A 7172-nucleotide genomic window follows, 5' to 3' on the forward strand; every position below is an offset into this window, starting at 1 on the left:
CCTTATGACCGCAGGTCAAAACCGCATACCCGTGAATCTTGACTATGCCGCCTCGACGCCCATGCGCGCCGAGGCGCGCCTTGCGCAGCGCGAATATGACGACAGCGAGCTTGCCGGCGTCAACCCCAACTCACTGCACTCGCTTGGCCGCAGGGCCGCTGCACGCCTGGAAGTCGCCCGTCGCGAGATCGCCCGTAGCTTTGGCGCACGCGTTCGCCCGTCCGAGATTATCCTTACCAACGGCGGCACCGAGGCCAACCAGCTGGCGCTGCTCGGTCTTGCCGAGGGCGCTCGTCAGCGCGATCGCAAGCACGACCGTGTCATCGTTTCGGCCATCGAGCACGATTCGATTTTGGACAACCTGCCGCTCCTGCGTGCCGCCGGCTTTACCGTCGACATGGTGCAGCCCTGCCGCGCGGGCTACATTGAGCCTGCCGCTCTTGTCGAGCTGCTAGGCGACGATGTTGCGCTCGTGAGCATTATGGTCGCCAACAACGAGACCGGCGTGGTGCAGCCAATCCGCGAGCTGGCCGCTGCCGCACATGCTGCCGGAGCCTTGTTTCATACCGATGCCATCCAGGGCTACTTGCATATTCCGCTCGATGTCACCGAGCTGGGCGTCGATGCCATGACCGTTGCCGCGCACAAGATCGGCGGCCCTGTGGCATCCGGCGCGCTCTACCTTAAGAGCCGCACGCCGCTGCGTCCGCGCATCTTTGGCGGTGGACAGGAAGCTGGCCGTCGCGCCGGTACGCAGGATCTGCGCACGCAGCTGGCTTTTGCCGCTGCCGCCTGCACGCTGGCGCCCCACGTGGCCCAGGAGCGCGCGGAACTGCAGGCCTTGTCCGACAAGCTCTACGCCACGCTTACGGTCCATCCTCGCATTCACGCCACGATGGGCGACTACGCGCAGGCCGATCGTCTGCCAGGTATGGTTTCGATCTACGTTGACGGCATGGACTCCGAAGAGCTCATCATCAAGCTCGATGCCGCCGGCTTTGAGGTTTCGGCCGGATCGGCTTGCTCGAGCGGCAGCATGGACCCGAGCCACGTGCTCAGCGCCATGGGCATTGGTCGCGAGCAGGCGCTGGGTGCACTGCGTATCTCGTTTGATGACCGCGTGAACCCTGCCGACCTGGATGAGTTCGCCCAGACGCTGCTTTCGATCGTAGGCGCCGCATGATCGTCGCCGAGCTTGAACGTGCGCTGCTGGCGCGCTACCCCAGGGCGGACGCCGAGGGCTGGGACCACGTAGGCTTATCCGTTGGCAACCCCGACGACGAGATTCACGGCCTCGCCTGCGCACTCGACGCGACCGAGGCCAACGTGCACCGCGCCCTGGAGTCCGGCGCCAACGTGCTGCTGACGCATCATCCCATCTATATCAAGGCGCCCGAGGCCTTTTGTCCGGCCGATCCTGCGCGTCCCCAGTGCAGCGCCGCGCTGTACGAGACGGCTCGTTGCGGCGTGAGCATCATCTCGCTTCACACCAACCTGGACCGCTCGCACGAAGCGCGCGTTCGCCTGAGCGAGTTGCTGGGCGCAGAGCCCATGAGCTCGCTGGAGCATGTGGACGAGCCTGAGCTCACTGGTCTGGGCGCACTCGCGACCATCCACGATGTCTGCAACCTGCGCGATCTTGCCATACGTGCTGCCACGGCCTATGGCAGCGACCCGCGCGTATGGGGCGATGGCGGGCGCCCGTGCCGCACCGTCGCCATTCTGGGCGGCTCCCTCGGCGATTTTGGAGAGCTTGCCATCGCCGCAGGCGCAGATGTAATTGTGACTGGAGAAGCCGGCTACCACGTGGTGCAGGACCTTGCCTTACGTGGCCTGGGCGTGATCCTTCTCGGGCACGACCGCTCCGAAGAGCCGTTCGTTGATATATTGATGAACTCTGCAGTTGACGCCGGGGTCGACCCCCGTCATGCGATTAAAATACTGAACCCTTGCCAATGGTGGACTGTGACAAAAGGAGAGAACTTATGAGCGCCGGCGCTACGCTACTCAAGCTGCAACAGATCGATTTGGAGCTCGCGCGCAACAAGAGCGAACTTGCCAATATGCCGGAGCTCAAGGAGCTCGCTTCCAAGCGCAAGACCTATGTGAAGCTTAAGTCCGAGATGACCAAGCTCTACGCCCAGCGCAAGGATCTGGACATTGAGCTCGACGATCTCAACACCACCGAGATTCAGACCAATAGCGCCATCGAGGCTGCCAAGAAGCGTCACGTCGACGGTTCTGATTACCGCGAGGTGCAGGACCTGGAGAACGAGCTCGCCACCCTGGCAAAGCGTCTGGACAAGATCGAGCACACCCGCAAGGATGTCGTTGCCGCCCATAAGGAGGCGCGCGACCGCGAGACTCGTGCGCAGGCCATCATCGCCAAGTTCGAGAAGGGCGTGAAGGCCGATACCAAGGCCACCCGTGCCAAGGCCGCCGACCTCCAGGCTCAGATTGACGCCGCCACCAAGGAGCGCTTCGCCCTTGCCGCTACGCTGCCTGCCGATGTGCTCGCCGACTACGAGCGCCTGCTCAAGCAGTTCCGTGGCCTGGCCGTCGAGACCATCAAGGGCAACATCCCCACGGTCTGCCACACCGCGCTGCAGGCTTCGTCCATGAGCGATCTCAACCACGACGGTAACGAGATTACGCACTGCCCGTATTGCCACCGCTTGCTGGTGCTTCCCAGCAAGGAAGCTTAAATGATGACGGCGGCATCCAACAATTCAATGCAACTTGAGGGAAAAACGATCCTGCTGGGCATTACCGGCGGGATCGCCGCCTATAAGTCGTGCAATATCGTGCGCCTGCTGCAAAAGTGCGGCGCACGCGTCAAGGTTGTTATGAGCGAGCATGCCACGGAGTTTGTGGGGCCGCTTACCTTCCGCGCGCTCACCAATGAACCGGTCGCGGTGGGCCTATTCGACGACCCCTCCGACCCCATCCACCACATTTCGCTGGCGCAGGAGCCCGATCTGGTGGTCGTAGCGCCCGCGACGGCCAATATCATCGCTAAGATGTCCAACGGTATTGCCGATGACCTCATCTCCACCACGCTGCTCGCTACGCCGCGACCCATTGTGATCGCGCCGGCCATGAACAACGGCATGTGGAAGGCGCCGGCGACGCAGGCCAATATGGCCACGCTGCGCGAGCGCGGCGTTCACGTGGTGGGGCCCGGCAGCGGCTACCTTGCCTGCGGCGACGTGGACACGGGACGCATGAGCGAGCCCGAGGACATTGTCGAAGCTATCTGCGAGGTGCTCGACCCCGCGCCCCAGGACCTTGCGGGCAAGCACATCGTGATCACCGCCGGCCCCACGCACGAACCGATCGACCCTGTGCGCTTCATTGGTAACCGTTCGTCGGGCAAGATGGGCATCGCCCTGGCGGGGGAGGCCGCTCACCGCGGTGCTGCGGTCACGCTCGTGCTGGGACCGACATCGCTCGATGTCCCCCGCAGCGTGGAGTGCGTGCGCGTGCAGACCGCCGCAGAGATGCTGCAGGCGGCACTGGGCGCCTTTCAGACGGCCGATGCTGCCATTTGCGCAGCGGCTGTCGCCGACTACACACCCGTATCCCCTGCAGACCATAAGCTCAAAAAGGCAAACGAACGCCTCGATCGCATAGAACTGGTCGAGACGGTTGATATCTTGGCCGAGCTTTCGCGCCAGAAGGGCGAGCGCCGTGTGATCGGATTTGCAGCCGAGACCGATAACGTCGTGGAGTACGCTGAGCGTAAATTGGCCCGCAAGGGCTGCGATGCGATCATCGCCAACGATGTCTCGCGCGCCGATTCGGGCTTTGGAACCGATACCAACAAGGCTTGGATCGTGAGCACAGCGGGTACGCAAGAACTTCCTGTGCTAACAAAATCCCAGCTCGCAGATATAATTTTGGACTTGCTTCAAAATATTTAAAATAGTTCTTGCGCAACGACAAAGTTTCGGGTTAATATACTCCCTGTTGCGAGCGAGAGCACAGCAACAAACAAAAGCTTCGGGACGTGGCGCAGCTTGGTAGCGCACTTGACTGGGGGTCAAGGGGTCGCTGGTTCGAATCCAGTCGTCCCGACCAGAAGTTTGCAGGTCAGGCACCTAGTGCCTGACCTTTTTTGTTATTAAGCAATTGCTTAATCTTCAGTAAGCAACAGGGTGCCAGAAATCTACCTGCGCGATAATCGCCTTTTGCGGCTACTTGCGCGTTTTGCACACGCTTGAGCCGATTTATTAACGCGATATGAATCTACATACGCATAGCTGGTATGCAGCCGAGTACGGGCTGTATTTATCGCGGCGATTAACACAGATATAGCGACTGAAACGGACAAGCGTGTCGCTGTATTTATTCCAGCAGTTCGCTTGATCGGTGGACAAGTGGGCTGTTGCAACGAAACGCCAAGCAGGATGGGCTCTTTACGAGGACGCCGCAGGGTAATGGCGGGGGAGTGCGGCGGGCGCTCTGAGAGCCGCTGTGTGACCCCATGTCTCCTTAACTCGATAATTTGTGTTTCAAGCCACGAATCGGTCGAGCAATTGCCAAAAGAACGGCCCATGCAGGATTGCACGAGCCTTACATCAGATCAAATTTGAGCTAGAAGCACCAAGCGGGGCAGACGCAACACCATCTCGTCGCGGCCGCGACGAGCGACATATCGCAGTCGAGGTAGACATCGAGGAAGTCGTCAGATCCCGCACAGGGGGACCGCGATGGTGGCCACCGCGCCGCCCGAGGGGCTGTTGGCGAGCGAGACGGAGCCCCCGTGGGCGCTCGCGGCCTCGGAGGCGACGTGGAGGCCGAGCCCGTAGTGGCGGTCTCCGTCGCGCGAGGAGCGGGAGGAGTCGTCTGTGAAGAGGCGCTCGCAGCCGCGTTCGAGGGCGGCGGGAGAAAAGCCCGGTCCGTCGTCGGCGACCTCGATGACGAGGTACCCGCCCGCGACGTCGCAGGAGACAGCCACGCGCGAGCGTGCGTGCTCGGCGGCGTTGGCCACGAGGTTCGCGGCGGCTCGCGCCAGGGTGGTTCGGTCGAGCGGGGCCTCGGGCGCGCCCGCGACAGTGGGGCCCGTGGCCGCGTCGAGCGCTACGCCTCGCGCCCGGGCGACCTGGGCGGCCTCGACGAGAACCTGCTCGCAGAGCTCGGCCGGCCGCATGGGGGTCCTCTCCGCCCCGCCGGACCCGCGCGAGGCCTCGATGAGCAGGCGCACGTAGCCGTCGAGCCTTTCGACACCGTCGGCTATGTCGCGCGCGGCGGCCGAGAGGTCGGCGTCATTCTTATCTTCCAGCTCCTCCGCCACGAAGTCGGCGTTGGCGCGCAGCACGGTGAGCGGCGTCTTGAGGTCGTGGGCGAGCGACGCCATCTGCTCGCGCTGCCCCCGCTCCGCGGCCCAGCGGGCCTCGAGCGACTCGGCGAGGGAGGCCCGCATGGCGTCCATCGCGGCGAGGACGTCGTTCACCTCGCGCACGTTGGTGCTGCCGACCGCGAAGTCGAGCTCCCCCGCGCCGACGCGCCCCGCCGCCTCCGCGAGCGGCGCCATCTTGCGCGAGATCACGCGGCTCGCGCGTCGCGCCACGAGCGCGAGCGCGAGCGCGCTTCCCGCCGCAGCGCCGACGAGCATGAGGTTCTGCGGGTTGGGAAGCAGGCCGACGAGGTCGCGCGAGACCCACTGCGGCAGGTACTCGCTGACGAGTGCGCAGGCCCCGCCGCCCTTGAGCGGGAACGCGGCGTAGGTGAGGCCCGAACCCCCGCCCTCGATCTCCACTGTGCCCGGATCCGCGGCGAGTGCCGTACGGGCCATTTCCGTCGCGTCCTCGAGCCGCGTGCTCTCGAGGTCTGTCATCAGCACGTATCCGTCCTTGTTCAGAATGAGGTAGCGGTACGCCGTCGGCACGTCCTGCTGCCCGCAGACGCCGTCGCGTGCCAGGCCCTCCGCGACCTCGCGCGCATTGGCCGGCCCCCAGCTTGCCGCGTAGACGAAGCCCGCGTTGACCGCCGCGAAGAGCACCATGAACGAGGCGAGCCACGCCGTGGCAACCGCCGCGAACGCGTAGGCGAAGTAGCGCGCGATGACGAAGGAAAGCGGCATGCCGCCGCGACCTCGCGCCCCGATCCTCAGAGCTGCCACTTGTACCCCATCCCCCAGACGGTCGCGATCGGATCGGCGCCGGCCTCGGAGAGTTTCCTCCGGGCGCGGCTGACCTGCATGGATATGGCCGCGTCGTCGGCGTCGCTCTCCCAGCCGAGTACCGCCTCGCGTATCTGCGCGCGGCTCATGACCTGCCCGGGGTGGCGGGCGAGGTACTCGCAGATGGCGTACTCGGTGGGCGTGAGCAGCACGGCCTTGTCGCCCACGGCGAGGCCGCGCGCCCCGAGGTCGATCCGCACCTCCCCGAAGGAGAGGGCGTGCGAGCGCGGCCGGCGCTCACGGCGTAGATGGGCCGCGACCTTGGCGCGCAGCTCCGCGGCCCCGAAGGGCTTGCGGACGTAGTCGTCGGCGCCCAGGCCGTAGGCGGCCACGGCGTCCTCCTCGGCCACGCGCGCGGTCAGGAAGACGATGGGGCCGTCGAAGTCCGGGCGGATCTGCCGCACGAGCTCGAAGCCGTCGAGCCCCGGCATCATGACGTCGCAGAGCACGAGGTCGAAGCGCGAGAGGTCCATCCCCGGGACCGCCGTCGGGTCCGCCGCCCTGACGACCTCATGGCCGTCGCGGCCGAGGACGCGCGCGAGCGCGTCGAGGATCGCCCGTTCATCATCCACTGCCAGTATCCTCGCCATGTTGACCTCCTGAAACTCTCGTCGGAATTGTACTAGCGCCGCACTCAGCGGTCCAGAGCCCTGCGCGCAGCCGCGGGCGGCTCGGCCGCGTCGCACGCGCGGTAGCGCACGCCCGAGCCGCCGCGCGCCTCGATCTCGAGCCAGCCCTCGCCGTCCGACTCCCGCCCGAAGAAGATGAGCTGGAGCTCTCGGACATTGCCTCTGTCGTCCGCCGCGTCCACCAGGTAGACGTAGTTCGCCCCCGCCCCGGTGGCGTCGGCGTAGGAGCTCGCGTGGCTGCCGGGCTCGGGCGCGGGCGCCCACATGGTGACCTCCGGGTTGGGCAGCACGCGGTCGGCGACCGAGCGCAGCGCCGGCCCCCAGCCGGCGTCGAGCAGGGCGCTCCCGCCCAGGACGAG

7 protein-coding genes and 1 tRNA gene are annotated in these 7172 nt (G+C 65.3%); 5 read left to right on the plus strand and 3 right to left on the minus strand.

The window, feature by feature from the left end; all coding sequences use genetic code 11:
* Window positions 1-4: 4 nt before the first annotated feature.
* From DWW12_RS08230 to DWW12_RS08250, 5 genes are all read left to right on the plus strand, one after another.
* The gene (locus DWW12_RS08230; RefSeq protein WP_117855693.1) at window positions 5-1183 is read left to right on the plus strand and encodes a cysteine desulfurase family protein; all 1179 of its coding nucleotides are present in this window, start codon (window positions 5-7) and stop codon (window positions 1181-1183) included.
* Window positions 1180-1989, plus strand: coding sequence for a Nif3-like dinuclear metal center hexameric protein (locus DWW12_RS08235; RefSeq protein WP_117855694.1), 810 nt, complete (start codon window positions 1180-1182; stop codon window positions 1987-1989). Before DWW12_RS08230 ends, DWW12_RS08235 begins: the two co-directional genes overlap by 4 nt.
* Window positions 1986-2705: a zinc ribbon domain-containing protein gene (locus tag DWW12_RS08240; RefSeq protein ID WP_117855695.1), complete on the plus strand. Its 720-nt coding sequence runs from the start codon at window positions 1986-1988 to the stop codon at window positions 2703-2705. Before DWW12_RS08235 ends, DWW12_RS08240 begins: the two co-directional genes overlap by 4 nt.
* Before the next feature lie 3 nt (window positions 2706-2708).
* Window positions 2709-3923 (plus strand): bifunctional phosphopantothenoylcysteine decarboxylase/phosphopantothenate--cysteine ligase CoaBC, encoded by a 1215-nt coding sequence (gene coaBC, locus DWW12_RS08245; RefSeq protein ID WP_233544277.1) that lies wholly within the window; start codon window positions 2709-2711, stop codon window positions 3921-3923.
* A gap of 80 nt (window positions 3924-4003) precedes the next feature.
* Window positions 4004-4080, plus strand: a tRNA-Pro gene (locus DWW12_RS08250).
* Window positions 4081-4687: 607 nt separating this feature from the next.
* On the opposite strand, the gene DWW12_RS08255 is transcribed toward DWW12_RS08250, so the two are convergent.
* From DWW12_RS08255 to DWW12_RS09880, 3 genes are all read right to left on the minus strand, one after another.
* Window positions 4688-6085, minus strand: coding sequence for a sensor histidine kinase KdpD (locus DWW12_RS08255; RefSeq protein ID WP_117855696.1), 1398 nt, complete (start codon window positions 6083-6085; stop codon window positions 4688-4690).
* A 26-nt stretch (window positions 6086-6111) separates the two neighbouring features.
* Window positions 6112-6774: a response regulator transcription factor gene (locus DWW12_RS08260; RefSeq protein ID WP_117855697.1), complete on the minus strand. Its 663-nt coding sequence runs from the start codon at window positions 6772-6774 to the stop codon at window positions 6112-6114.
* A 44-nt stretch (window positions 6775-6818) separates the two neighbouring features.
* Window positions 6819-7172 (minus strand): hypothetical protein (locus tag DWW12_RS09880; protein ID WP_158564432.1); only part of this gene is annotated, 354 nt, incomplete at its 5' end.

The sequence above is a fragment of the Collinsella sp. AF14-35 genome (genome assembly GCF_003464565.1).
Lineage (GTDB): Bacteria > Actinomycetota > Coriobacteriia > Coriobacteriales > Coriobacteriaceae > Collinsella.

Coding starts and splice junctions, on each gene's coding strand:
- DWW12_RS08240 (WP_117855695.1), top strand. CDS start 1,986: ATGAGCGCCGGCGCTACGCTACTCAAGCTGCAACAGATCGATTTGGAG.
- DWW12_RS08260 (WP_117855697.1), bottom strand. CDS start 6,774: ATGGCGAGGATACTGGCAGTGGATGATGAACGGGCGATCCTCGACGCG.
- DWW12_RS08230 (WP_117855693.1), top strand. CDS start 5: ATGACCGCAGGTCAAAACCGCATACCCGTGAATCTTGACTATGCCGCC.
- DWW12_RS08255 (WP_117855696.1), bottom strand. CDS start 6,085: ATGCCGCTTTCCTTCGTCATCGCGCGCTACTTCGCCTACGCGTTCGCG.
- DWW12_RS08235 (WP_117855694.1), top strand. CDS start 1,180: ATGATCGTCGCCGAGCTTGAACGTGCGCTGCTGGCGCGCTACCCCAGG.
- coaBC (WP_233544277.1), top strand. CDS start 2,709: ATGACGGCGGCATCCAACAATTCAATGCAACTTGAGGGAAAAACGATC.